The following is a 25,075-nucleotide window of genomic DNA, read 5'->3' on the forward strand; positions in this document are numbered from 1 at the left end:
AAACATGAATTGGATTGTGACTTATATATTGATCTGGCCAGTATTATCTGCAGGCGTATTGGCACTACTAATCGGTGCATTAGTACGAGATTGGCGAGCCGCCAAACGTGATGGTAAAGAAATGATCTAGGCCAGTTGCAACGCGTAACCTTTACGGGCCATGTACTCAAGCGGTACATGGCCCGTTTTGCAATGGGCTATGTTACAAAGAACTAGCCGTACTGCGGTGTGAGATCGTGCAGCCATAAAAAGAAGTAGAGGAGAGACTATGCAGGATGTTCACAATCAGTTATTGCCATTTGAGTGGCATGCGCCAGATGGCACCTTGCAGGTGCCATTGGTGGCAGACTCTCCGCATAGCGGCAATGTCTATCCCTTGGATTTCCGTAGCCGAGCACCTATGCAAATATTGCGTCGCGCCGAGGATGCTTTTGTGGATCAGCTGTGGTCGGCTTTACCGACGCAAGGGGCAGGCTTGTTGGCAGCACGCGTGGCCAGAAGCTATGTGGATTTGAATCGCCACGAAACCGATTTGGATGCAAGCATGATGGATGCGCCGTGGCCGGGTTTGCTTGAGCCATCCGATAAGACTCAGCTTGGGCATGGACTACTGTGGAAGAATCTAGGATCTGTTGAGTTGTACGACCGTCAGTTAAGCGTCGCAGAAGTGCAATCACGCTTGGCGCTGGTGTATAGGCCGTATCACGATTGGTTGGGGTTACAAGTACGGCATTTGCATAGACGTTTTGGCGGCGTGTGGCATTTGAATCTGCATTCCATGCCTTCTAGCGTTAAAACGGTATTTACCACAGGTCCTGTGGCAGATTTTGTGTTGGGCGACAGGCAGGGCACCAGTTGTAGTGCAGATTTCATCGCCACGGTAGAGCATCTGTTGAAATCAGCGGGCTACAGAGTCGTGCGCAATCACCCTTATTCGGGGGCCGCAATCGTGGCACAGGTAGGAAAGCCAGCACAAAATCGGCACAGTTTACAGATAGAGGTGAACAGGGCTTTATATATGGATGAGCGCCATCATCGTAAAAGTTTGGGGTTTGCCGCCTTGCAAGCTGATTTGGCTAGAGTAAGCCAACAGCTGGCAAATTACGTGCATAGCTGTACATCATGATTTGGCTTGTGGTTGCCACAGTACATCAGGTCGGTCTGCATGTTTATTCAGGCATCGTGCCAAAATAAAGCACAGGTCTGAGAGCCTGTTTAGATACTGTTGCACCACTGGGCGTACAGCATCGAATTGCAGTAAGGACACGACGCTACGCTCAGCTCTGCGTGCTACTGTACGTGCTTGGTGAGCCAGTGCAGCAGCACGACTGCCTCCGGGCAGAATAAATTCTTTTAATGGTGGTAGCGGTTCGTTGAGCACGAGTATGGCGTCATCCAGCTCAGCCAATTGTGAGTCGCGCATGGCTTCATGACCAGGGATACACAACTCAGCACCCATATCGAATAGGTGGTGCTGTATATGGGAGAGCAAGGTATCAACGTCTTCCGGTAAGGCCTCACAGCGCCATACCCCAATGATGCTGTTTAACTCATCCACTTCGCCTAAGGCGTGGATGCGCAAACTGTTCTTGGGTACGCGTTGGCCATCCCCAAGGCTGGTTTCGCCTTGGTCGCCAGTGCGTGTGGTGATGCTGGAAAGCCTGTCGCTCATACGTGTTAGCCTGCTTGTGCTAGATGTTCTAGGGCTGAGCCTTCTATGCGCACAATGCGCCAGTCAGGCAACACTGAAGCACCTAGGTGTTCGTAGAACTCAATCGCGCTTTGGTTCCAGTCCAACACTACCCATTCAAAACGTGCACAATCAAGCTCCAGCGCTTTGCGCGCCAAGTACTGCAAGACTTGCTGCCCCAAACCCAGACGGCGGTGTTCAGGGGCAATATAAATGTCTTCCAGATACAGGCCACGTTTGGCTCTGAAAGAAGAGTAGTTATGAAACCACATGATGTAGGACACCAGAGTTTCTGGTGCATCCTGATGGCAAATGACCAAGCAATTCACAGCAGCAGGCTGCGTGAAGATATTGTCATGCAAGGTTTGCTCTGTGGCTTGGAAAGTGTCCAGCAACTTTTCAAATGTCGCCATTTCCGTCATTAATTGATGGATTTGGGGAATGTCTTGAAGCGTAGCTTCGCGTAAAATATAGCCAGAGGAAAGAGGGTATGACATACAGACTGTGTGCGATAATTCAAAAAATACGCGTATACGGCGTAGTCAAAACGGGCTGCTACAATAATGCATCATGCCGTAAAGGAGTGTAAACGATGCTGCGAACTTTGCGTAAGCTAAGTGCTTTACTAGCTATAGTATTCATGACGTTGTTCTCAAGTGTGAGTGTTGCCCAAGAGGCCAGAGCCTCTGGCGAAGTGCGCAGGGTGGATCCCGGTGCAGGCAAAATTACGCTGAAACACGGTGAGATTGACGTTTTACGGTTGCCGGCGATGACGCTGGTTTACCGTATTGATCCTACCTTGCTGGCTGATTTAAAACCTGGTGATAAAGTACGTTTTGTGGCGATTCGCGAGAACGACGAGTACGTGGTGATCAGTATTCAGAAATAAGTAACGTAGGTAGTAAAAGATAGAAGCCCTCGCTGTGGCCACGTTTCCTAGTAATAGGGAATGGGCAAAACAGAGAGGGCTATTTAGTTTGTGCTCCATGTTGTAGAGCATCTGTAGGGGAGTCGTACAGAGCGACCTATAGTTTGCTACAGATAAAAAGGCAGTTCTGATATGAAAACAGCCACCCTTTGGGTGGCTGTTTCGTTGATGCTGAAAGCAATGAGACTTACAACACGTAGCGTGCCAAGTCTTGGTGCGTCACAGCTTCTTGCAATTGTGCATCAACGTAAGCGGCATCAATCACTACGGTTATCTGTTCGGCTTTGGAACCAGCTTCGTAGGACAGATCATCCAGCAGTTTTTCCATCACGGTGTACAGGCGTCGTGCACCGATGTTCTCGGTGCGCTCGTTCACTTCGAAAGCCAACTCTGCCAAGCGACGAATACCTTCTGGTGTGAAGTCCAAATGCACGTTTTCTGTTGCCAACAATGCGGTGTACTGTTTAGTCAGCGAAGCGTCGGTGTCAGACAAAATGCAGACGAAATCATCGGCAGTTAGGGAGTCCAGTTCCACACGGATGGGGAAACGGCCCTGTAGCTCGGGGATCAGGTCAGACGGGCGAGATAAGTGGAACGCACCGGAGGCAATGAACAGAATATGGTCGGTACGCACCACACCGTATTTGGTGTTGACGGTAGTACCTTCTACCAATGGCAGCAAGTCACGTTGCACACCCTGACGAGAAACTTCACCGCTGGTATTGCCTTCGCGAGATGTGATCTTATCGATCTCATCCAAGAATACGATACCGTTTTGCTCGGCGTTTTGTACCGCCGCTGCACGCAGTTCTTCTTCGTTGATGTGTTTAGCAGCCTCTTCGTCTACCAGTAGCTTGAAGGCTTCTTTCACACGCAGTTTGCGCTTTTTGGTTTTGTCACGACCCATGCCGGCAAACATGCCGCGCAGTTGCTCGGTCATTTCTTCCATTCCTGGAGGCGCCATGATTTCCATTTGTGGCATAACTTGCGCCACATCAATTTCGATCTCGGTGTCATCCAGTTTGCCTTCGCGCAGACGTTTGCGGAAGGTTTGGCGTGCGCCAGTTTCTTCGCGTTCGGGTTGGCCGTAGCTGTCACGAGCAGGAGGAACCAACGCATCCAAGATGCGATCTTCTGCTGACTCTTCAGCTTTGCTGCGTACGCGACGCATTTCCAATTCGCGAGTTTGCTTGACGGACGCATCAACCAAATCACGGATGATGGTTTCTACGTCACGGCCTACATAACCCACTTCAGTGAATTTAGTGGCTTCGACTTTGATGAAAGGCGCGTTAGCCAGTTTGGCCAAACGGCGGGCGATTTCGGTTTTACCGACGCCTGTGGGCCCAATCATCAGAATGTTTTTAGGGGTGATCTCGTGGTTGAGGGGCTCAGGAACCTGCTGACGACGCCAGCGATTACGCAGAGCTACGGCCACGGAGCGTTTGGCACGATTTTGGCCAACAATGTGTTTGTCTAGCTCGGAGACAATTTCTCCGGGTGTCATGGATGTAGCGGACATGATGATACAGCCTTTGAAAGTCAGAGCGTTTCTATAACGTGGTTGCCGTTGGTGTAGATGCAAAGATCGCCAGCGATTTCCAAGGATTTTTTGACGATGTCAGCAGGAGCCATATCGGTGTTTTGCACCAAGGCCAAACCTGCGGAGTGAGCGTACGAACCACCGGAACCAATAGCGGCAATACCGTGTTCAGGCTCAAGTACGTCACCGTTTCCGGTCAATACCAAGGTGTGCTCTTTGTCGGCAACAATTAGCATGGCTTCCAAGCGGCGCAAGGCGCGATCGGTACGCCAATCACGAGTCAGCTCAACGGCAGCTCGCATCAGGTGACCCTGATATTTTTCCAATTTGGCTTCAAACAGTTCTAGCAGGGTGAACGCATCGGCGGTAGCGCCAGCGAAACCCGCCAGTACGGAGTTCCTGTAGAGTTTACGAATTTTGCGTGCTGTGGCTTTGATGACAATGTTGCCCAGCGTGACCTGACCGTCGCCACCAATGGCAACGTTCTCGCCGCGACGTACGGCAATGATGGTAGTGGCGTGAAATTGTTCCATAACATTCCTTACTGTTCTTACTCTAGCAAATGGGGATGGATGCCATAAATTCAAGAGTCAGGTCAGCAGAAAATAACTGTGCCACGGTAGCCGGGGCTAGCGTGGCACAGCGTACAGAACTGGGCGGTCTGCAAAGCGATATAAAAACCGCTGATTAGTCCCCGTACAGCTTCTGACGTTTTTCGCGGCGCTCTTGTGCTTCCAGAGACAAGGTGGCGGTAGGACGAGCCAACAGGCGCTGCAACCCGATGGGTTCGCCTGTTTCCTCACACCAGCCGTATTCGCCAGCATCAATCAGGGCAATGGATTGCTGTACTTTCTTCAGCAGCTTGCGCTCACGGTCGCGGGTACGCAGTTCCAGTGCATGTTCTTCTTCGATAGTGGCCCGGTCTGCTGGGTCAGGCACGAACTGTGTTTCACGCAGGTTTTCGGTAGTGGCACCAGCGTTGGCCAAAATTTCCTGCTCCAGCTCTCTCAACCGGTTTTTGAAAAAAGCCAGTTGTGCATCGTTCATGTAGTTGTTGTCCGGCATGGCCAATAACTCTTCAACGCTTAGCAGCTTGGTGGGGTGATTGCTGACATTCGATTTGTTTGCCATGATTTTCTCTCTCTAACGTAGTGGGGCAGAAGGGAGAGCAAGGTCCTTAGACCAAGCAGTTTTCCAGCCCTTGCGTAAAAATCTCCTGAGGCAGTTTACGTCCGATGAAAACGATTTTACTTTCAGGTTTTTCTTTGGCTGCCCACGGTTTCCCGGGTTCAACCCCCATCATCATGTGTACCCCCTGGAACAACATGCGGCGATTCACGCCTTTTAGGTAGAGGATACCCTTGTACCGCAGTAAGTCCGGACCAAATACTTGGGTGATACCGCCTAGAAAATCTTCCAGGCGTTCCGGATCAAAAGCTTTGCGCGAACGAAATACAAATGCACCAATTTCATCTTGGTGCGGGGCTTGATGGTGGTGATGACCACAATCAGACCCGCAGTGCTCACCATGTTCGTGCTCGTGTTCATGGTGATGCTCATGATGGTGATGGTGTTCGTCCTCGTCTTTGAGGAAATCTGGGTTGATATCTAGAATGGCATCCAGATTAAACCCACCCAAATCCAGCAGTTCATTGATATCGGCTTCACCGAAGTGCACCGGAGAAATGCTGGCACGGGGGTTGATCTTCACAATGCGGTTACGCAGTGCTTGGTATTCCTCGTCGGATACCAGATCTTTTTTGGAAATCAGGATGCGATCAGCAAAGCCAATTTGTTGTTGCGATTCGGCTTGTTGATCTAAGGTTTCCATACCATGTTTGGCATCTACTATCGTGATGATGGCATCTAGACGATAGTGAGCAGCGATCTGGTCATCCACGAAAAACGTTTGGCATACTGGGCCAGGGTTGGCCATACCAGTCGTTTCGATAATGACACGATCAAATTTAACGTTGCCGTCTGCACGACGCTGATACAGGTCGTTCAATGCACGCATTAGGTCGCCACGCACCGTACAACACACACAGCCATTGCTGAGCTCAACGATTTCTTCTTCGCCGTCTTGAATCAGCAGTTCGTTATCGATGTTTTCAGGTCCAAACTCATTCTCGATCACGGCAATACGTTGGCCATGCTGTTCAGACAGTATGCGCTTGAGCAGGGTGGTTTTACCTGCGCCAAGAAAGCCGGTCAGAATGGTTACTGGGATCATAGAAGCGTTTGTTGCATTCATGGTTGTGCAATCAGGTTGGTGTAAGCAAAAGCTGCATAGGCAATAAAATAACTTGCAGATTACAGCACAGCCTTGCGTTCAGGGCAAATGCCCGAGTCGCACGGCGAGAAATAAAGCAATATATACGTTTTATGCGTCAGAAGCCATCGGTAAAAGGTAGGAATATTTAGCTACATAAGCTTTGTTGACAGTTTTTGCACAATGCTTGCAGCTCGGTCTCCTGTGTACCTAACGTAAAACCGGCTTGTGCCACGCATTCTGCCAATTGGGCAGTAAGCTGTGGCGCGCAGAGTTCGGCGACGGCTCCGCACTTGGTGCAGACGATAAGCAGATCGTGAGGATGGCCGTTGGCATCTACACAGGCGGTCCATGCATTCACGGCATCTAAACGGTGAATCAAACCTTCTTCAGTCAGAAATTCCAGCGCTCTATAGACCGTAGGAGGTGCGGCACCGGGTTGATCCTGCCTGAACAAATCAAGTAGCTCGTAGGCTTTAAGGCTGCGCTGTTGTTTGAGCAGCAATTCCAGTACCTGCTTTCTGATAGGGGTCAAACGTTTACCCCTCTGCTGACAGAGTTTTTCCGCTGTTTGCAGTTGTGCCTCTAGGGCTTGGGGAGTCAGAACATGCACAGGCATAGTAAATATACAGACACAAAAAGTTGGATATGTTATAACATAACGTATCTAAAAATAATGCTATCTATTGATCTTACCAGTAAGTCATGCATCACAGTAGAACGACCGCACATTCCGCGCCTAAAGTGGATAAAAGAATCTATAGGGGCACGGTGCTGCTGAGCTCAGCTTGGCAGCGTTGTTTGCGTGTATTGCCTGTGGTTGTGGTCTTATGGCTACTGACTGCATGGGCGTTAGGGTGGTTCAAATAATGACCACCAGCAATGCAGTAATTAGTTTGGATCAGGTGTCGTTGGGTTGGCGCGATAAAGTTGCTGTACGTGATGTCAGCGGCCAATTCATGAAAGGGGGCTTATATGCGTTGGCTGGCCCCAATGGCGCCGGCAAATCGACGTTGCTCAAGGGCTTGGCTGGGCAGCTTACCCCGCTGAAAGGCAAAATACAGATCAACTCGCCCCAGCGTTTGGCTTTTCTGCCCCAGTTTGGTGAGTTAGATCGAAGTTTCCCTATTAGCGTGTATGACTTGGTGGCCATGGGGTCATGGCGGCGTACAGGGGCATGGCGTGGCTTAAGTGAATCTGAACACAAGCGCGTGCAAGACGCATTATGCCAGGTGGGGTTGCAAGGGTTCTCTGAACGCGCCATCAGCACCTTGTCGGGCGGTCAAATGCAGCGTGCCTTGTTTGCACGCTTGATCATGCACGATGCGCCTATCTTGTTGCTGGACGAACCTTTTTCTGCCGTGGATAAAGCCACCACGGATGACCTGATGGTGCTGTTGCATCGTTGGCATCAACAAGGGCGCACAGTGATTGTGGTGCTGCACGATTTGCATACTATCCGACAAAACCTCCCCGAAACCGTACTGTTAGCTGGCCAATTGGTCGCGTGGGGAGAAACTGAGTCCGTATTGACTGCAGAAAATCTGCATTTGGCCCGTCACTTGTGCGAGGGAGACTACCTGTGATGTGGCTGTACGATGTGTTGATCCACCCCTTTGTTGAATTTGGTTTTATGCGCCGAGCGCTGGCAGGATCATTTGCCTTGGCTGCCGCCGCAGGTCCGTTAGGTGTGTTTTTGGTATTACGCCGCATGAGCTTAATGGGCGACGCCATGGCGCACGCCATTTTGCCCGGTGTGGCAGCAGGCTTTTTGCTATCAGGTTTATCTGTGGGTGCGATGGCGCTGGGTGGCGTGATTACCGGTTTGGTGGTGGCGTTACTGGCGGGCTTGGTATCTAGGCTGACGCCGTTGCGAGAAGACGCTAGTTTTGCCGCGTTTTATTTGGTGTCATTGGGCTTAGGGGTGCTGTTGGTGTCCCTAAAAGGCTCCAATATGGATTTAATACACGTGCTGTTTGGCACCGTGTTGGGGTTGGATGACCAAGCGTTGTTGCTGGTCACAGGAACCTCCAGCGTTGCACTGTTGGTGCTGGCCATTATTTATAGGCCGCTGGTGCTGGAGTGTTTAGATCCGCTGTTTTTACGTGCTGAAGGGCGATCAGGCTCTTGGGTGCACATGCTGTTTTTGGTGCTGTTGGTTGTAGTGTTGGTAGCAGGCTTTCAGGTGCTGGGCACGCTGATGGTAGTGGGGATCATGATGTTGCCCGCAACAGCTGCTCGCTTTTGGGCTCGCTCTGCCAGTAGCCAGATGGTGTTGGCCGCCTTATTGGGTATGGGCGAGTGTTTCATAGGATTATTGCTTTCCTACTACGCCAACGTGCCGGCATCACCCGCCATTATTTTGGTTGCGGGAATCACCTATTTTCTATCACTAGCCTGTGGTCCACAGGGTGGGTTGCTGCAACGGTTGCGGTAATCATCTAGGGACCATCTATTCATCACAGAGGAAAGCACATGAATACTAGAGACAGTCAACGTAGGTGGTTACGCCCCATTGGACGCTATATGGCGCAAGGGGTAGCGGCCATGTCTATGAGCGTAGCGATGGCATCTGTTGCGGTAGCCAAACCTGTGCCTGTGGTGGCGAGTTTTTCGATTTTAGGCGATATGGTAAGCGTGGTGGGCGGTGATGCTGTTGAGGTAAATACCTTGATTGGCCCTAATGCCGATGCTCATGCGTTTGAGCCCAGACCGGGTGATGTGCGTAAATTGGCCGATGCCAAATTGTTGGTTGTAAATGGTTTGCAGTTTGAACCGTGGTTGGCAGGACTAGTGCAATCGGCAGGCTATAACGGTAAGCAGATAGAAGCTACCAAAGGTGTGCAACCGCTGGATAATCATGATTACGTAGACGATCATACTGACGACCACGACCACGACCACGACCACGACCACGACCACGACCACGACCACGACCACGACCACGACCACGACCATAGTCACGGGCATGAGCATCATCAGCATGGCCCGCAAGATCCCCATGCATGGCAAAGCCTCACCAATGCAGTGATGTATGTGGAAAATATCCGTGATGCGCTGAGTGAAGTGGCTCCGGAATCTGCCCCTGTGTTCCAAGAAAATGCAGCTCGCTACATAGAGCAATTGCAGCGGTTAGATGCCCAGGCTAAGGAACGTTTGGCGGCTATTCCAGTGGAACGCCGCAAAGCGATGGTGTCGCACGATGCATTGGCGTATTTGGGCAAAGCCTACAACATCGAATTTGTGCCGTTGTTGGGGATGTCTAGCCAAGCCGAACCTTCTGCACGCGAAGTGGCAGACTTAGTGCAGCGAGCACGAGCCGAGCACATTACGGCTATTTTCCTAGAAAATGCGGTGAGCCCTGCCTTGGCCAAACAGTTGGCCCGTGAAACAGGCGCACGTATGGGCGGCACTTTATACACCGATGCCTTGGCTGAGCCAGGTCATGAGGCTGATACCTACTTGGGAATGATGCAGAGCAATCTGCGTACGGTAGAAGCGGCGTTACAACCGTAATTACGGTTTGCGACGGGCACGGGGGTGTGCTTGGTCATACACCTGTGCCAAATGCTGAAAGTCCAAGCGTGTATAGATTTGCGTGGTGCTGATGTTACTGTGTCCTAGCAGCTCTTGCACAGCTCGCAAGTCTTGAGCTGATTGCAGCATGTGGCTGGCAAAACTGTGTCGTAAAGCATGAGGGCTGATGTCTAAAGACAAGCCCGCTTCTTGGCATAATTTCTGCAAGCGTGTTTGCACCATACGGGGGTGTATGCGTTTGCCTTGAGCCCCCAAAAATAGCGCGTGGTAGTGTTCAGCATCGTCTACGGCACTGCGCAGTACACTGCCGCGTAGTTGAAGCCAACACTGCACAGCATGCAGCGCTTTGCTACCTATGGGCAGCGAGCGCCTTTTGTTGCCTTTGCCTAGCACATGCAGTTCAGCTTCCTGAAGACTTAGCCAACTGGACGACTCATAGCCCGCCTGTTTCACGTAATGGGTGTCTAGGCTCACCAACTCACTTAAACGTAAGCCACTGGAATACAGCAGCTCAAACATGGCTTGGTCGCGTGCCTGTACAGGGCTGAGATGCTCCAAGCTTTGTGCGGGCTGGTGATCCAGTAATTGCTGCGCTTGGTCTACAGAGAGCGAGCTAGGTAGTGGGCGCGGGCTTTTGGGGGCTTTGAGTTCAGCACAGGGATTAGGGTGAGCCGGGTATTGCTCACACCACCAATGGAAAAAATTACGCCATGCCGCCAGTGTGCGTTGCAGGCTACGGGGGTGTAGCCCGCCAGCGTGTAGTTCAGCCAGCTTTTGGCGCAGTTGAGCGGGTGTGAGTGTGTCAGGCGAGACAGAACCTGATAACGGCAGAATATGCTGTATATCGTGCTCGTATGCCGCCAGACTATGCTCGGATAGCCGTCGCTCGTAGCGCAGATGGTCCAACCATGACTGCACGGTCGCAGAGGCTGGGATAGGCATGGTTATTCAGTGCCTCGGCTCAGTGCCGCCGAGCATAGTTGGCCAATATTCAGCAGAAACTCGGTGCCCATGTCTGTGGCAAACCGTTCGGCTTGTGTCGCGCCCAAAATCAGCACGCCAGAGTTTTTCTGAGTTACGGGGTGTAGCAAGGGCACAATGGCTACCGATTGGATGCTGTCAGGCAATAGTGCCAGCACTTCTTGAGGGGGGATGCCGCAACGCGGGGACGTTAATGCCTGAGCGTATTTGTGTAGTTCCTCAGGCGCGTCTGTGGTGACGAAATCTTCCCAGCAGTGCAGGGCGATGGCGTCGAGATCAAACACTTCCGTTAAGGACTCTTGTATGTGCAACGGCAATTGCGCGGTATCGGTCTCGGCCAACATGGTGCAGGTCCATGTGCGTAGCTGATCGGCAATACGTTGATTGGCGCTAGCGTTTTCTATCAGCGAGTGTAGCTTACGTTCCAACTCTTTGTTTTTTGCACGCAGCCCCAGTATTTGACGCTCGCCTAGCGAGATGGCTCTGGTTTCATGAGGGTGCGGAACACGTAACTCTGAAAAGAGATCGCGATGTTGCAGGAAAAAATCTGGGTGGGTACTCAGGAACTGGGCGATAGCAAGGGCGTTCAGATCAGAGGGACTCATGCAGTATCCTTTGGCAAAAGCGGTAGGCAGCGTTAAGTTTAGCGTAGGTGTTCTGGAATAGGGGGCGCTTCGGGCGGCACCTTATAGCGGTTGTAACTCCACAGATATTGTTCAGGAAAGCGTTGAATCAACGTTTCCATGCCTTGATTGATCAGCAAGGCCATGTCTTCTACGTTGTCAGGGAAAGGCTCTGGCAGACGCAGGTAATGAATTTTCCAGCCTTGGCCTTTGGGCAAACGCTCACCCGCGGTTAAGACCACGGGTACTTTGGTTTGCAAGGCCAGTTTGGCGGCCAAGGTCATGGTGTAGGCGCGTTTGTCGAAAAAGGGCAGCCATAAGCCATCACCACTACTGGGTACTTGATCCGGCAACATCCCTACGGCTTCGCCACGGCGTAGTGCACGCACAAATTCACGTATACCTTGAACATTAGCGGGTACGGAGTGCAGCCCGGGCGTGTCGCGCGAGGCACGCATAGCAGGCTCAAGAAACGATTGTCGCGGCGGTCTGAACATCACCGTTATGGGACCATATTGCACCAGACGTCGGGCAGTAATCTCAAAACACCCCAAATGCGGGGTGAGGTACAACACGCCACGATTTTCAGCCAGCGTTTGCGTAACAATGTCGGAATCGGGGTTTTGGCATAGTGCCAAACATTGCTCTGTTTGCAGCCATACTTTGGGCAGTTCCATCAGCATGGCGCCGGTTTCGGCAGCAGCGCGACGGGCAAATTTACCCTCTGTAAATCCCGCTTGTGCGGCATTTTCACGCAGTCTGTTGTGGTAACGGCCTGGCACAAAATAGACAATAGAACCCGCAAAGCGTCCCAGTGCATGCAGCACGCGCAGCGGCAACGCAGACATCAGACGTAATAAAAACAACAGCATAAATCCCAGGGCATAACGCCAGAAATTTGTTTATACATTTAAAGATGTGTCATTTTCGCTTAAAATGCAATTTATCGCTGAGTTAACCGACAACTTGCGGAGCGATATGCCAGTTTACTGGCCCTTAAACCCGCTAAAGCGTCGCGCCCGATTAAGCCTTTGTGTGTGTGGTGCAACGCAGCTCGTTTCCTTTTAATGCGCATCACTACAGGACGCAAAAGCTGTGGCAAATAACGACTTCTTATTTACGTCTGAATCTGTCTCCGAAGGTCACCCAGATAAGGTTGCTGACCAAATTTCCGACGCCATTCTAGACGCCATTTTCGAACAAGACCCTAACGCTCGTGTTGCAGCAGAAACGCTGTGCAACACCGGTTTGGTCATTTTGGCAGGTGAAATTACCACCACAGCCAACGTGGATTACATTCAGGTTGCACGCGATACCATCAAACGCATTGGCTACGACAATAGCGACTACGGTATCGATTATAAAGGTTGCGCCGTTTTGGTGGCGTACGACAAACAGTCACCAGATATTGCACAGGGCGTAGACCGCTCTGAAGAAGAAATTCTGAATCAAGGTGCGGGTGACCAAGGTCTGATGTTTGGTTACGCGTGCGATGAAACGCCTGACCTGATGCCAGCGCCTATTTGGTATGCGCACCGTTTGGTACAGCGCCAAAGTGAACTGCGTAAAGATGGCCGTTTGCCTTGGTTGCGCCCAGATGCGAAATCTCAGGTGACATTCCGCTATGTGGATGGTCGTCCTGCAGAAGTAGACACCGTCGTGTTGTCTACGCAGCATGCGCCTGAAATCTCTCAGGAAGATATTCGCGATGCAGTGATCGAACACATCATCCGTCCTAGCTTCCCGGCTGAATTACTGACAGAAAACACCAAGTTCTTGGTGAACCCTACCGGTAAGTTTGTGATTGGTGGTCCACAAGGCGATTGCGGTCTGACAGGCCGTAAGATCATTGTGGATACCTACGGTGGTGCATGCCCACACGGTGGCGGTGCATTCTCCGGTAAAGATCCTTCTAAAGTAGACCGTTCGGCGGCTTACGCTGCACGTTATGTGGCGAAAAACGTGGTGGCTGCGGGTTTGGCGCGTCAGTGCCAAGTGCAGGTTAGTTACGCCATTGGTGTGGCAGAACCTATCAACATTACTGTGTACACCGAAGGTACAGGCGTAGTGTCTGATGAGCGCATTGCCGAGTTGGTACGCGAGCACTTTGACCTACGTCCTAAAGGCATTATCAACATGCTGAACTTGCTGCGTCCTATCTACAGCAAAACAGCGGCTTACGGTCACTTTGGTCGTAACGAGCCTGAGTTCACATGGGAAGCTACTGATAAAGCGGCCGCATTGCGTGCTGCGGCTGGTTTGGCGTAATTACTCATGAAGCAAAGAGGCGCTTAGGCGCCTCTTTGTGTTCTTGCTGTGCGTTTTCATTGGCATAGGCCTTAGCTAAAATCAGGATATTAGGTCTTAGCACGAAGACAATTAGCAGGTACAATTTACACGTTTTGATTCCTGTCTGAGGAGCGTTGCGACAAACCCTGTGCGGTTTGCCAGGCTCAGACAGTAGCGTTGATCCCCTTCAACGACGCTCACCAGATTCTCGTGCCGAGAAGCCGTGGTGATGCCAGTAGTGTGCCCCGTCGGTTCTCGCACCAATTTATCGGAGCACACATGACTGTTAAAACTGAAGATTACGTGATTGCAGATATTAGTCTGGCAGGCTGGGGCCGCCGGGAAATCGCTATTGCCGAAACAGAAATGCCTGGTTTGATGGCGACTCGTGAAGAGTACGCAGCTTCCCAGCCACTGAAAGGCGCACGTATTGCTGGCAGTTTGCACATGACTATCCAGACTGCTGTGCTGATTGAAACGCTGGTGGCGTTGGGTGCAGAAGTACGCTGGGCATCTTGCAATATTTTCTCTACCCAAGACCACGCTGCAGCTGCTATTGCTGATGCGGGCATTCCTGTTTTCGCGGTAAAAGGCGAAACACTGGAACAGTACTGGGAATACGCCCACGACATCTTTAACTGGCCTGGTGAACAAGCCAACATGATTTTGGATGACGGTGGCGATGCAACGTTGTTGCTGCACTTGGGTGCACGTGCTGAGAAAGATTTGTCTGTATTGGACAAACCTACCAGCGAAGAAGAGCGCGTACTGTACGCCAGCATCCGTGCTCGTTTGCAGCAAGACGGTACATGGTATTCCACACGTCTGGCGCAAATCCAAGGCGTAACTGAAGAAACAACAACAGGCGTACACCGTCTGTACCAGATGTCCAAACGTGGTGAGTTGGCATTCCCAGCCATCAACGTGAACGACTCCGTGACTAAGTCCAAGTTTGACAACCTGTACGGTTGCCGCGAGTCTCTGGTTGACGGTATCAAACGCGCTACTGACGTGATGGTTGCCGGTAAGATCGCCGTTGTGGTGGGTTTCGGTGACGTGGGTAAAGGTTGTGCACAAGCATTGGCCGCTCTGCGTGCTCAAGTGTGGGTGACTGAAGTCGATCCTATTTGCGCCTTGCAAGCCAGCATGGAAGGCTACCGCGTAGTGACCATGGAAGAAGCGGCTGACAAAGCCGATATCTTCGTGACTGCTACAGGTAACTACCACGTGATCACACGCGATCACATGGAGCGCATGAAAGACCAAGCTATCGTTTGCAACATCGGTCACTTTGACAACGAAATCGACGTAGCAGCGATTGAAGATTTGCAATGGGAAGAGATCAAACCTCAAGTTGATCACGTGATTTTCCCAGACGGCAAACGCATCATCTTGTTGGCACAAGGCCGCTTGGTGAACTTGGGTTGTGCAACAGGCCACCCATCTTTTGTGATGTCTGCTTCGTTCACGAACCAAACTATTGCTCAGATCGAACTGTTCACACGTGGTGAAGCCTACGAAAGCGGTCAAGTGTACGTATTGCCTAAACACTTGGACGAAAAAGTGGCACGTTTACATCTGAAAAAATTGGGTGTTAACCTGACAGAACTGAGCCAGCAACAAGCTGACTACATCAATGTTCCTGTAGATGGCCCTTACAAACCAGGCCACTACCGCTACTAATCGTGTAGAGCAGGGCATTGCATTGTGCAGTGCCCTTTTTTTAAGGGAGTTTCATGATGATCTTATTACTGATCTGGATTCTGAACGCTGTGGCACTACTGGTAGTCGCCTATGTGCTGCCGGGGATTCATGTGGCCTCGTTTGGCTCAGCCATGATTGCTGCTATTGTGCTTGGCCTGCTCAATACCTTAGTAAAACCGGTGTTAACGCTGTTGACGTTGCCCATTACGATTGTGACATTGGGCTTATTTCTGCTAGTCATTAACGCGCTGGTATTCTGGATGGCTGGCTCAATTCTGAACGGCTTCCAGGTGGATGGTTTCTGGTGGGCAGTGATAGGGGCCATTATTTATAGTGTGGTCTCAGGATTCTTATCAAGGTTATTAGTCAATGGCACAGAAACAGTCGCTTAGTCTGGAATTCTTTCCTCCGCGCGATATTGCTGCGCAGGAAAAATTAGTACGTACGGCCAAAACTCTGCAGGGGTTGAATCCAGCCTATGTAAGCGTGACTTTTGGGGCGGGTGGTTCTACCCGCTCAGGCACAGTGGGAGCCGTGGATTTGCTTCAGAACTTAGGTTTTGATGTGGCTCCTCACTTGTCCTGTGTGGGCTCTACTCGTGATGAGTTGCTGGCAATCTTGGATGATTACCGCGAGCGTGGCATCAATCGTATTGTGGCCTTACGTGGCGACTTGCCTTCCGGGATGGGGGGCGATGCGGGTGAACTGCGTTATGCCAGCGACTTGGTACGTTTGATTCGTGAGCACAGTGGCGATCATTTCAATATAGAGGTAGCGGGCTACCCTGAAATGCACCCACAAGCCATCAGTATGGAAACTGATTTGCAGCACTTTATTCATAAGGTGCAGCAAGGTGCGAACAGTGCCATCACGCAGTATTTCTTTAGCCCTCATGCGTATTTTGACTTTGTGCAGCGTGTGCGTGAGAAAGGCCTAGATATTCCTATCGTGCCAGGCATTATGCCTATTACTAACTCATCGCAATTACTGCGTTTCTCGAATATGTGTGGTGCAGAGATTCCGCGTTGGTTGCGTTTGCGTTTGGCAGACTTCGGCGATGACCGTGCGTCTATTCGCGCTTTTGGTGTGGATGTGATTGGTCGCCTATGCCAAGACTTGCTCGATGGTGGTGCACCAGGTATCCATTTCTACACGCTTAATGGTGCAGATGCGTCTATGGCTATCTTGCCTAAGTTAACGTTCAAGTAAGACGTGGCAGTACCTAAAAAAGGGGCTTATAAAAGCCCCTTTTTTGTTGCTGCTTAGACCGTTGGTGCGGGTTTAGCCCAGCCCTTGTCAGTGAGCACCGCATCTAACTGGAAATCGTGAGCTTGAGGTGTGTAATCCTCAGCAGATAAGTCGCCACATGCCCATGCCAAACCTACGGTTAGGAAGTGATGGTTTTGTTCACGTAGGGCAGCCAAAGTGCGGTCGTAATAGCCTTTACCGTAGCCTAATCTATCACCTTGGCGGGTAAAACCTAATGTGGGGACCAGAACTAAATCAGGGGCAGGGGCTTCTGTTGTGGAGTCGGGTTCTTGTATGCCAAAAGCACCCGTTTTCATCTCGCCTTCGGGATCCCACAATTTAAATTGTAACGCTTGGTCAGGGCCCAGCACGGCAGGCAGTGAAACTTGCATGCCTTCATCGGCCCATTTGTACAATAAAGGTTGTAGTTCTGGCTCGTCTGGCATGGACCAAAAACCAGCTATATGCGTGATGGGTGCTTTGTTTTGCTCTTTACGGGTTTTGTTGACGCCTGCAACCCATGTGTACAACCGACCGCGCATCAGCAGGGCTCCGCGGTTTGTATCGGATTTTGCTTGTTGTTTACGTTTTTCTAGCAGTCTTTGTCGTAACATAATGAATTGGTGTCCTACAGTCAGGCGATTCCGCCCAGCACGTTCTCAAGGCAGGTAAAAATATGAGTGCAAAGCCCTTAAGGTATCAGAAAAACGAAGCGGTTTCACATCCCGTGTTACCTTCACCGCTTTCCATGTTGACAATAGCCTTGTCAGTGTTGGGGTTAGCAGCATGTTCGGGGGCTCAATCCAGTGAACGTGCAGAAAAAACAATTGCTGCAGAACCGCCCGCCGCACAGGTTGCGGTAGCAGAACCTACATTGCCTCGCGTGGCGGTAGCACCTACTGTACCCCCACAAGCGCGGCAAGCCGTGTTGCAAGCTAAAGATGCATTGGACGCCAAACGTTGGAATGCCTTGCCAGCGCTGGCCAGCCAGGCTAAAGATGACACTGTGCTAGGTGCTTATCCACAGTATTGGTCGTTGCGCCAACAACTACAGGACCCTAAGAACGTTGCTCCAGCCGACTCACTACGCCATTTCCTGCGCACCTATCCTGATCACTATTTAGCAGAACGTCTAAAAGGTGATTGGTCGATTATTGCTGTACGTGGTGGTGATTACGCACTGATTAATGAATTGAACGCTGCTGATTTGGGCAACTCGCAAACACGCTGTGCGCAAAACTATGCGCGTCATATGGCAGGTCAAAGCATTGATAGTGAAACGGTGTTGTCGCAGTTTAAACCTGGTGCTACGTGTTGGACCATGTTGGATCAGTTGTATGCTGATCAAGCGATCAGCTGGCAAGATGTGCGCGGTTTGATGCGCAACGCGTTAGAGCAAGGGAAAGCTGCCGAGGCACAACGTTTGGCAGCGATTATCTTCACGCCAGCGCAAATGAGAGACTATGCGGCCTTGTTGAAGTCGCCACAGCAATGGTTGAAAGCTCAAGGCTCTATTAAAGACCGTGGACAACAAGAATTAGTGACCTTGGCATTATCGCGTTTAGCGCGTGATGCTAACCGTGCTGATCAAGCCGCGTACGTACAGCAAAACTGGCAAACCCGTATTCCACGCGAGAACATGGATTGGGTATGGGGGCAGTTTGGCTTAACGACTGCATTGCGTGTTGAGCCTGATGCGGCGCGTTGGTACAGATTATCTGGTACTACGCGTAAAACAGATTACAACCATGCTTGGGAAGTACGTGCTGAACTGCGTGAGCCAGTGATTGATTGGTCTAAAGTGCAGGCAGCTGTTGAGAAAATGTCACCGCGACAAGCTGCTGAGCCAGTCTGGGTGTACTGGAAAGGCCGTGCGCTGCAAGCTCAAGGCCAAACTGCCGAAGCGAATGCGTTGTTTGAGTCCATTACTGGCGACCTGAATTTCTATGGTCAGTTGGCGCACGAAGAATTGGGTAGATTGCCGCAATTGCCAGCACGTCCTGCCAGTGTGAGCGCTCAAGAAGTTGCTGACATGCGTTTGCATCCTGGTTTGATGCGTTCGTTGGAGTTGTTCCGTCTGGGCTGGCGTCCAGAGGCCGTATCAGAGTGGTCGTTTGCATTGCGTGGCATGAGCGACAGACAACTGCGCGCGGCAGCTGAGCTGGCTCGCCAAGAGCATATCTATGACCGTGTGGTGAATACATCGCTGCTGACACGTAATGAAATCGACTTTGATCAGCGCTTTATTGCACCGTTTGAAGACCGTGTGGCTGAAAAAGCAGAATTGGTAAGCCTAGACCCAGCATGGGTGTATGGGTTGATTCGCCAAGAGTCGCGCTTTATTACCGATGCTCGTTCTGGTGTTGGGGCGTCAGGTTTGATGCAGTTGATGCCAGGTACAGCGAAATGGGTAGCGAACAAAATTGGCATGAGCAACTTTACGCCTTCTAGCGTGAACGACTTCGATACCAACACGATCTTGGGTACTAACTACTTGAACATGGTGCTGCAGCAGTTAGATGGTTCTGAGGTATTGGCGTCTGCCGGATATAACGCTGGGCCCAAACGCCCGATTTTGTGGCGCTCGCGCTTACAAGCGCCAGTAGAAGGTGCTATTTTTGCCGAAACTATTCCATTCACAGAAACCCGTTTGTATGTGAAGAACGTGCTGTCCAACGCGACGTATTACTCCATGATGTTTACGGGTGAGCCACAATCGTTGAAACGCAGGTTGGGTGTGATTTCGCCTACTGCTAACAGCGTAGCGGCATTGCCTTAATGGTGGCTACGGCACTAGAGCAAAAGCTAGCAGCGTTACGGCCTGTAACCAACGATCGCTATATTGCGGGGTTGCAGGTGTACGTGGTGGGCGGGGCAGTGCGTGATGCACTGCTAGGCCTACCTGCTGGTGATCAGGATTGGGTAGTAGTGGGAACGACCCCTGAAGCCATGCAAGCGCGTGGCTTTATTCCTGTGGGGGGCGATTTCCCAGTGTTTTTGCACCCACGTACCAAAGAAGAATACGCACTGGCACGCACCGAGCGTAAGTCGGGCAGGGGCTACCAAGGCTTTACCTTTTATACCGGTACGGAAGTTACCTTAGAAGATGACCTGCGTCGTCGAGACCTTACCATCAATGCGATGGCATTAGGTGCTACCGGTGGGATTGTGGATCCCTTACATGGGCAGGTTGATTTAGAAGCGAAATTGTTGCGCCACGTGGGGCAAGCTTTTGTAGAAGACCCTGTACGTCTACTGCGTTTAGCGCGTTTTGCTGCCCGTTTTAGTACGTTCAGTATTGCCACTGAAACAGAGCAATTGGCCAAGCAGTTGGTAGCTGATGGCGAAGTGGATGCATTAGTACCTGAGCGCATTTGGCAAGAATTACGTAAAGCCTTGCATACCCAAGCACCTTGGCGCTTTGTGCAGGTGTTGGAGTCTGTGCAGGCTACGCAGCGCGTCATGCCAGGGTTGCAGTACGACGCCCGGGTAGAGCAAGCGCTACAGCTGGCTGTACAGCGTAATCTAGACAGCGTGCAACGCTATGCGGTGCTGTGTGCTGTGAGTGATGCCCCATTGGATCTAGCTAGCCGTATACGTGCTTCAGCTGAGTGTAGAGACTTATCGCAATTAATGTCGGTCTCGCTGACGCATGCTGCTTTGGAGCAGAGCGCTACTGCAGAAACACAGCTGCAATGGTTGGAAAAGGTAGATGCGTTACGCAGACCGGATAGGTTCGTTCTGTTGTTGGGTGCCTTAGCGTGCTACCGCCATGTAGAGGAAGCGCTATGGTTGCAGCGACTGAATGCTGTATTGCAAGTAGATGCGGCGGGTATTGCCCGTCAGTACGCCGGACAGGGGCCACAAATACGGGCAGCTGTGCAGGCTGCCCGCGTGACGGTGCTATCTGGCTTGATGACTGATTAAAGGCGATCGCGGCGGTCGCCGTTGAAAAAGCCTATCAGTGGCGGATCTATGTCTTTACCCAAAGCCAGTACTTTAAACAGTTCACCCATTTCTGCTTCAGATAGCAGTTTTTGTGCAGCGCCTACGGTGTGGGCCCAGCGCGCTGTGGCTTCAGGGTCTTGACTGTCTGGTGCATGGCCCAAGCGTTGTGCTAGACCACTATTGAGCAAGAAGCGCCCTTGTGCGGTGTAGCCCAGTACATCTAAGCCACCTTCTAAAGCGGCGTCAGCCATTGCGGTGAAGTCTACGTGCGCCGTGATGTCTTGCAGGCCGGGATACAGCAGCGCTTCAGCGTGTGCATAATGACGGAAGTGGCACATCAAGGTACCTTCTGCACGTTGGCCGTGGTAGTACTCGTGGCGAGGAAAGCCGTAGTCGAATAATAAGATAGCGCCACGTTGCAACCATTGTCCTGCACCTTTTACCCATGCTTCGGCTTGCAGGTTAATTTCTGTGCGGTAGCCGGGGATGTTGGGTAAACGTTCTTCGGCAATGGCAGCGAGCTCAGGCGCAGCGGGTTTGGCTGCCCATTGGAAGGGGCTAACTAAGGGGCCAGTCGCGGTGGCTGGATCGACAAGCGTTACACCTACTTCTAGAATGCTGCCGTCGTCAGCACGTTGCACTACATGCACAGGCATGGCATCTAACACTTCGTTGGCAATCACACAGCCTACAAAGTCTTGTGGTAATTGCTGTAGCCATTGCACCTGCGAACCAAACTCTGCCAAGGTGTGCTGCTGACGCTGTTGTAGGTCTGGCGACAACTCCAAGATGGCGTAGTTGGCCTCAATGCCTAGGTCTGCCAAGGCGGGAATGATGGATTTAGCCCAAGCGCCAGTACCTGCACCAAACTCCAAAATATTGACGCTACCTAGTTGCTGCAGCACTTGCTGAATTTGCAGGGCAACGGTTTGGCCAAATAATGGGGTGAGTTCGGGGGCGGTAGTGAAGTCACCTTGTGGTGAGGTGCTGCCAAACTTTGTGCTACCGCCTGTGTAGTAGCCATAACCGGGCGCATATAAGCACTCATGCATCCAGCGATCAAACGGCATAAAGCCGGATTCGGCATGGATACGAGCACTTAATATATGGTGCTGTTGGTCCAATAGGGCGGTTAGCTCAGGCTCCAACATAGGAAGGCCTGAAGGCATATGGGGAGTTTGCAGCAGTTTCATGTGATCAAGACGAGGAAGGCGGTTCAGATTTGTCGCGTTGGCGTGCTTCTAGACGCCGTAGTTCAGTGAGCATGCCAATAAGATAGCTGATAGCAGTGGCACTGATCACTGCCAGCAAGAAATTGCTGAAGATTATCCACAGCGGTATGCAAAGGATAATGGCGCGCCAGATGGGGCGTTGCAAGAAAGCTTTCATGGCATAAACAATAACCGGATAGGGCATTGTAGCCTGCCTGCCGGTAGCTAGACCAGCAGGCAGGGCAAGGGTTTAGCCCGAATTACGTAGGCCTGCAGCAATACCGTTGATGGTGATGTGTATGGCTTCTTGCTCTTCGGTGGCAACCTCTTGCGGGTGTTGACGCAACCGGCGTAGAAGTTCTACTTGCAAGTGGTTCAGCGGGTCAATGTAGGCGAAACGTTCGGTCAGAGCAGCTTGCAGTGCAGGGTCGTGTTCTAGCAAGGTGTGTTCAGTTAGTAGCGTAAACAGCGTGCAGCAACGTTGGTATTCGTCGCGTATCGCACCGAAAATACGCTGCGCTAGGTCGGCATCGGGACAAAGCTGGGCATAGGCTTCACCAATATCCAGATCGGTTTTAGCCAGCACTTGTTCCATGTTGGACAGCAAAGTGCGGAAGAATGGCCAGTCTTTAGCCATGTCACGCAGTTGCTGCAAGCGTAGTTCTTGGGTGCGTGGGCCACCAGCAATGCCCTCGTCCAAATAACGTTGAATAGCACTGCCTACCCCGTACCAGCCAGTGATAGGTAATCGGCATTGTGCCCATGAGAAGCCCCATGGAATAGCGCGTAAGTCCTCGATGGTTTGTGAGGCCTTGCGTGATGAAGGGCGTGAGCCTATGTTCAACCCCGCAATTTCACGAATAGGGGTAGCACTGAAGAAGTAGTCGTTAAAACCGGGGGTGTCGTACACCAAAGCACGGTAACTATCGCGTGCCGCATCGGACATAAACTGCATGGCTGCGCCGTATTGGCTGACATGCTGGTTTTCTACATCGGTAGAGCTGTTCAGGCTGGCTTGCAGCGTTGCGGCTACCAACATTTCTAAGTGCCAACGGCCTACGTCCGCATTTTTATAACGGCCTTGAATGATCTCGCCTTGTTCAGTTAGGCGGATTAAGCCATTAACGGTACCGGCAGGTTGGGCCAAGATAGCGTCAAAGCTAGGGCCGCCGCCACGGCCTACCGAGCCGCCTCTACCGTGGAAAAGACGCAGTCGCACATGGTGCTGATCAAAAACCTCTACCAGTTCGCGTTCGGTTTGATACAGCGACCAGTTGGAGCACAAGTAACCACCATCTTTGTTGCTGTCGGAGTAGCCCAGCATCACTTCTTGCACAGAATCTTGTGCATGACGTATGCGAGCCGAGACCTCAGGCAAGGCCAAGTAGGCTGCCATGATGGCGGCACCACATTGCAAATCGGGAATGGTTTCAAACAGGGGAACCACCATCAAGCCTGACGATTGACGATCATGCAGGCCAGGAATGATCAGCCCGGTTTCTTGTTGTAGTACTAGTACTTCCAGCAAGTCGCTTAACGTTTCGGTATGCGACACGATGCTTTGCTCAATAGCGCGGTGGCCATATTGTTTACGCGCGGTTGCGGCATAGCGCAATATAGCCAGTTCTTTTTCTGTTTCGTCTGTGTAGGTGAGCCACGGCGATACCAGTGGACGAGTTTCTGCCAATTCTTGGCGCAGCAGGCTGACGCGCTCTGTTTCGCTCAACTGACTGTACTGCACCGGTTTGCCTTGGAATTGAACGCCCGCCGCTTGGAACAATTCGTGTAACACGCGTTCGTGTACGTCAGAGCTTTGGCGCAAGTCCAGCGTGGCCAAGTGGAAGCCAAAGATACTGACGGCTTGCATCAAATTGCGTAAGCGCAGATCGGCTACGGCACCTGCGTGGCTAGCTTGTAGCGAGTCAGCAATGCATTGCAGATCAGCCAACAAGGCAGCAGGTGATTCATAGGCTGGCGCGGCATAGGTGTGGTGCATCGCCAAACTTTTGCCTGTGAGATGTTGGCTAGTAGCTGCGACGCGTGCATAAAGATGAATGCAGGCACGTCGGTAAGGTTCGTCTACACGGTGTGGAGATTGGTCTTGGCTGGCGGCAGAAAGCGCCATCAGGGCGTCGCTAGCCGGAGCCAAGGATTCTGACAGTGACAGCTCAGTACCTAGGGCTTTGATCTCACTTAAATAGTGACGCAGAGCGGTGCTGCTTTGGTGCAGCAAGGCTTGTTCCAGTGTGTGGGCATCTACGTTGGGATTGCCATCACGGTCGCCACCAATCCAACTGCCCATACGTAAGAAAGTAGGCAGGGGGCGCAGAGGTGGTTGGCTTAACGTGGTACGAGCGTTGGACAGGGCTGGGTGCAGCAACAGATCCAAGTCGTGATACAGCTGCGGAATAGCCTGGAAGAAGGTGTGCGGATAATAGGCCAGTGCGTTATCGATTTCGTCCATCACCGTCAGCTTGTGCTGACGCAGCATGCGTGTTTTCCACATGGTAGTGATGAGTGCTGTTAAGCGATGACGCAACTGCGGTTGGTGGCCAGCAGCTTGTTGATCCAGCAGCGGTAGCAGTGCAGCAATCGCTTGGTGTAGTGCCAGCGTACTTTGACGTTGTACCTCAGTAGGGTGGGCAGTCAGCACAGGCACAATGCAGGCTTGTTCTAAAAAGGACAGCAGTTGCTCGGGTTCAGGCTGCTTGGCAAACAATGCCAACGCGTATTCCAGCGAACCGGGTGTTTGATCTGGACTATGCTGGCGGCGTTGGCGGGTTTGCTCGCGGTCTTCGGCAATGTTGGATAAGTGCAGAAAGTATGCAAAGGCCCGTGATACGGTGTGTGCATCCACCAAACTGAGCTGTGGAATGTCAGCCGTGAGTGCTTGTAATTCGTTTTGATCACCCGTGCGTCGGTAGCCTACGGCGCTGCGTCGCAATCGCTCAATAATGTTGAAAATATCAGCCCCATCGGTATCGTAAATCACGTCTCCCAGTGCTTTGCCTAACAAACGTATGTCTTGGCGTAATAAAGGAAGCTGGTTAGGAAGTGATTGCGGTTGGGGCATGATGTCTCCTCTAGAAGTGGGGTGGTCG

At 51.6% G+C, this 25,075-nt stretch carries 26 protein-coding genes and 1 riboswitch; of the genes, 12 read left to right on the forward strand and 14 right to left on the reverse strand.

The window, feature by feature from the left end:
* The first annotated feature begins 4 nt into the window (after positions 1–4).
* Positions 5–130, forward strand: coding sequence for a putative transporter small subunit (locus ACLO87_RS01025; protein WP_430221168.1), 126 nt, complete (start codon positions 5–7; stop codon positions 128–130).
* A 138-nt stretch (positions 131–268) separates the two neighbouring features.
* Positions 269–1,126, forward strand: a complete 858-nt coding sequence (locus tag ACLO87_RS01030) for an N-formylglutamate amidohydrolase (RefSeq protein WP_430222541.1) — start codon at positions 269–271, stop codon at positions 1,124–1,126.
* Here ACLO87_RS01030 and ACLO87_RS01035 read toward each other — a convergent pair.
* Both ACLO87_RS01035 and ACLO87_RS01040 read right to left on the reverse strand, forming a co-directional pair.
* Positions 1,121–1,672 carry a cob(I)yrinic acid a,c-diamide adenosyltransferase gene (locus tag ACLO87_RS01035; protein ID WP_430222542.1) on the reverse strand — a complete coding sequence of 184 codons (552 nt, stop codon included), beginning with the start codon at positions 1,670–1,672 and terminating at the stop codon, positions 1,121–1,123. The genes ACLO87_RS01030 and ACLO87_RS01035 overlap by 6 nt on opposite strands.
* Before the next feature lie 5 nt (positions 1,673–1,677).
* Positions 1,678–2,187 (reverse strand): GNAT family N-acetyltransferase, encoded by a 510-nt coding sequence (locus ACLO87_RS01040; protein WP_135866716.1) that lies wholly within the window; start codon positions 2,185–2,187, stop codon positions 1,678–1,680.
* A gap of 95 nt (positions 2,188–2,282) precedes the next feature.
* On the opposite strand from ACLO87_RS01040, the gene ACLO87_RS01045 reads away from it, so the two are divergent.
* Positions 2,283–2,579 (forward strand): copper-binding protein, encoded by a 297-nt coding sequence (locus ACLO87_RS01045; RefSeq protein ID WP_135866718.1) that lies wholly within the window; start codon positions 2,283–2,285, stop codon positions 2,577–2,579.
* Positions 2,580–2,805: 226 nt separating this feature from the next.
* On the opposite strand, the gene hslU is transcribed toward ACLO87_RS01045, so the two are convergent.
* From hslU to ACLO87_RS01070, 5 genes are all read right to left on the reverse strand, one after another.
* Positions 2,806–4,140: an ATP-dependent protease ATPase subunit HslU gene (hslU, locus tag ACLO87_RS01050; RefSeq protein WP_135866721.1), complete on the reverse strand. Its 1,335-nt coding sequence runs from the start codon at positions 4,138–4,140 to the stop codon at positions 2,806–2,808.
* 20 nt (positions 4,141–4,160) lie between these two features.
* The gene (gene hslV, locus ACLO87_RS01055; protein ID WP_430222543.1) at positions 4,161–4,694 is read right to left on the reverse strand and encodes an ATP-dependent protease subunit HslV; all 534 of its coding nucleotides are present in this window, start codon (positions 4,692–4,694) and stop codon (positions 4,161–4,163) included.
* A gap of 154 nt (positions 4,695–4,848) precedes the next feature.
* Positions 4,849–5,292, reverse strand: coding sequence for an RNA polymerase-binding protein DksA (gene dksA / locus ACLO87_RS01060; protein ID WP_430221162.1), 444 nt, complete (start codon positions 5,290–5,292; stop codon positions 4,849–4,851).
* Between the two features lie 46 nt (positions 5,293–5,338).
* Positions 5,339–6,415: a CobW family GTP-binding protein gene (locus ACLO87_RS01065; RefSeq protein ID WP_135867081.1), complete on the reverse strand. Its 1,077-nt coding sequence runs from the start codon at positions 6,413–6,415 to the stop codon at positions 5,339–5,341.
* Positions 6,416–6,581: 166 nt separating this feature from the next.
* The gene (locus ACLO87_RS01070; RefSeq protein WP_135867083.1) at positions 6,582–7,052 is read right to left on the reverse strand and encodes a Fur family transcriptional regulator; all 471 of its coding nucleotides are present in this window, start codon (positions 7,050–7,052) and stop codon (positions 6,582–6,584) included.
* 250 nt (positions 7,053–7,302) lie between these two features.
* Here ACLO87_RS01070 and ACLO87_RS01075 point away from each other — a divergent pair, with 250 nt between their 5' ends.
* The 3 genes from ACLO87_RS01075 to ACLO87_RS01085 are packed head-to-tail and all read left to right on the forward strand — an operon-like array spanning position 7,303 to position 9,949.
* Complete coding sequence (locus ACLO87_RS01075) at positions 7,303–8,019, forward strand: metal ABC transporter ATP-binding protein (RefSeq protein WP_430222544.1); 717 nt, start codon at positions 7,303–7,305, stop codon at positions 8,017–8,019.
* Positions 8,019–8,870 carry a metal ABC transporter permease gene (locus ACLO87_RS01080; RefSeq protein ID WP_135865824.1) on the forward strand — a complete coding sequence of 284 codons (852 nt, stop codon included), beginning with the start codon at positions 8,019–8,021 and terminating at the stop codon, positions 8,868–8,870. Before ACLO87_RS01075 ends, ACLO87_RS01080 begins: the two co-directional genes overlap by 1 nt.
* A 38-nt stretch (positions 8,871–8,908) precedes the next feature.
* Positions 8,909–9,949 (forward strand): metal ABC transporter solute-binding protein, Zn/Mn family, encoded by a 1,041-nt coding sequence (locus ACLO87_RS01085; protein WP_430222545.1) that lies wholly within the window; start codon positions 8,909–8,911, stop codon positions 9,947–9,949.
* Here ACLO87_RS01085 and ACLO87_RS01090 read toward each other — a convergent pair whose 3' ends face one another.
* From ACLO87_RS01090 to ACLO87_RS01100, 3 genes are read right to left on the reverse strand one after another with little or no spacing between them, the layout of a single operon-like run.
* Positions 9,950–10,912 carry a tyrosine recombinase XerC gene (locus tag ACLO87_RS01090; protein ID WP_135865818.1) on the reverse strand — a complete coding sequence of 321 codons (963 nt, stop codon included), beginning with the start codon at positions 10,910–10,912 and terminating at the stop codon, positions 9,950–9,952. It abuts the gene before it with no gap.
* Positions 10,913–10,914: 2 nt separating this feature from the next.
* Positions 10,915–11,556: a DUF484 family protein gene (locus ACLO87_RS01095; RefSeq protein WP_430222546.1), complete on the reverse strand. Its 642-nt coding sequence runs from the start codon at positions 11,554–11,556 to the stop codon at positions 10,915–10,917.
* Between the two features lie 38 nt (positions 11,557–11,594).
* Positions 11,595–12,455 (reverse strand): lysophospholipid acyltransferase family protein, encoded by an 861-nt coding sequence (locus ACLO87_RS01100; protein ID WP_430223705.1) that lies wholly within the window; start codon positions 12,453–12,455, stop codon positions 11,595–11,597.
* A gap of 214 nt (positions 12,456–12,669) precedes the next feature.
* Between ACLO87_RS01100 and metK the strand changes: the two genes are divergently transcribed.
* From metK to metF, 4 genes are all read left to right on the forward strand, one after another.
* A complete protein-coding gene (gene metK, locus ACLO87_RS01105; RefSeq protein WP_135865812.1) occupies positions 12,670–13,842 on the forward strand; it encodes a methionine adenosyltransferase in 1,173 nt (390 codons plus the stop codon).
* Between the two features lie 141 nt (positions 13,843–13,983).
* Positions 13,984–14,069, forward strand: a riboswitch (S-adenosyl-L-homocysteine riboswitch).
* A gap of 73 nt (positions 14,070–14,142) precedes the next feature.
* Positions 14,143–15,546, forward strand: coding sequence for an adenosylhomocysteinase (gene ahcY / locus ACLO87_RS01110; RefSeq protein WP_430222547.1), 1,404 nt, complete (start codon positions 14,143–14,145; stop codon positions 15,544–15,546).
* 56 nt (positions 15,547–15,602) lie between these two features.
* Entirely contained in the window at positions 15,603–15,959 is a 357-nt protein-coding gene (locus ACLO87_RS01115) for a phage holin family protein (protein ID WP_430223706.1), read from the forward strand.
* Positions 15,937–16,776: a methylenetetrahydrofolate reductase [NAD(P)H] gene (gene metF, locus ACLO87_RS01120; RefSeq protein ID WP_430222548.1), complete on the forward strand. Its 840-nt coding sequence runs from the start codon at positions 15,937–15,939 to the stop codon at positions 16,774–16,776. The genes ACLO87_RS01115 and metF overlap by 23 nt, the downstream gene beginning before the upstream one ends.
* Positions 16,777–16,829: 53 nt before the next feature.
* Here the strand turns inward: metF and ACLO87_RS01125 are convergent, their stop codons facing one another.
* On the reverse strand, positions 16,830–17,429 hold the full coding sequence (locus ACLO87_RS01125) for a 5-formyltetrahydrofolate cyclo-ligase (protein ID WP_430222549.1): 600 nt from the start codon (positions 17,427–17,429) through the stop codon (positions 16,830–16,832).
* A 134-nt stretch (positions 17,430–17,563) separates the two neighbouring features.
* Here ACLO87_RS01125 and ACLO87_RS01130 point away from each other — a divergent pair, with 134 nt between their 5' ends.
* Entirely contained in the window at positions 17,564–19,594 is a 2,031-nt protein-coding gene (locus ACLO87_RS01130) for a lytic transglycosylase domain-containing protein (RefSeq protein WP_430222550.1), read from the forward strand.
* Positions 19,594–20,742 (forward strand): hypothetical protein, encoded by a 1,149-nt coding sequence (locus ACLO87_RS01135; protein ID WP_430222551.1) that lies wholly within the window; start codon positions 19,594–19,596, stop codon positions 20,740–20,742. The genes ACLO87_RS01130 and ACLO87_RS01135 overlap by 1 nt, the downstream gene beginning before the upstream one ends.
* Here the strand turns inward: ACLO87_RS01135 and ACLO87_RS01140 are convergent.
* The 3 genes from ACLO87_RS01140 to ppc are packed head-to-tail and all read right to left on the reverse strand — an operon-like array spanning position 20,739 to position 25,047.
* Positions 20,739–21,956, reverse strand: a complete 1,218-nt coding sequence (locus ACLO87_RS01140; protein ID WP_135862760.1) for a class I SAM-dependent methyltransferase — start codon at positions 21,954–21,956, stop codon at positions 20,739–20,741. The two genes, ACLO87_RS01135 and ACLO87_RS01140, sit on opposite strands and share 4 nt — an antisense overlap.
* A 4-nt stretch (positions 21,957–21,960) precedes the next feature.
* Entirely contained in the window at positions 21,961–22,179 is a 219-nt protein-coding gene (locus ACLO87_RS01145) for a hypothetical protein (protein ID WP_135862762.1), read from the reverse strand.
* A gap of 45 nt (positions 22,180–22,224) precedes the next feature.
* Positions 22,225–25,047, reverse strand: coding sequence for a phosphoenolpyruvate carboxylase (gene ppc / locus ACLO87_RS01150; RefSeq protein WP_430222552.1), 2,823 nt, complete (start codon positions 25,045–25,047; stop codon positions 22,225–22,227).
* Positions 25,048–25,075 lie beyond the last annotated feature (28 nt).

It is taken from the genome of Paenalcaligenes sp. Me52, from assembly GCF_050487965.1.
Taxonomy (GTDB): domain Bacteria; phylum Pseudomonadota; class Gammaproteobacteria; order Burkholderiales; family Burkholderiaceae_B; genus Paenalcaligenes.